Genomic DNA, 519 nt, shown 5'->3' on the forward strand with positions numbered 1-519 from the left:
AAACCTCTTCGTCTATTGGGTCTGTTTCATTGTTGGACAGCCTCTCAGCCTCATCTGCGCTCAGATTGGCCACATCCTCCAATGACATGCTGTCCAGCCTGGCGCGGATTTCGACCACTAATCTGCCGCCGTTTGTGTAGTAGGAAGGGCGAATTTCAGTGATAACGAAATCACCTCGATATTTACCTTCGTGATGCTGATCGAGCAGTGCGTCCTTGATGACGAACTCGCCTATGGACGTCGAAAGTCGCCCAACATTGAATTCGCCGTTACGGCCGCTGATGGTACGTATGGCCAAATAGCCGGGCAGGGTAATCATGAACTACTCCGGATTATCGGGCTGGCCGCATAGTTGGCCCCCGAAAAAAAGCCCGAATACTCGGGCTTGTTAGTGGTAGCAAGTTGCAAACTGGATCAGAAAAGGTAGAGTGGCTGTTCATCTCTCAGCGAAATACACAGATACGAATTGCCGTGCACTGCATCAATGCGATGAAGTCTCAGTTCGAGCCAATGACGCCC

At 51.1% G+C, this 519-nt stretch carries 1 protein-coding gene; it reads right to left on the reverse strand.

The features are described 5' to 3' along the window. The coding region (locus ABJ99_RS13655; protein ID WP_122235248.1) for a DUF3275 family protein at positions 1-319 on the reverse strand (319 nt) is incomplete at its 3' end. Positions 320-519 lie beyond the last annotated feature (200 nt).

This window comes from Pseudomonas syringae pv. cilantro (assembly GCF_001293775.1).
Lineage (GTDB): Bacteria > Pseudomonadota > Gammaproteobacteria > Pseudomonadales > Pseudomonadaceae > Aquipseudomonas > Aquipseudomonas syringae_P.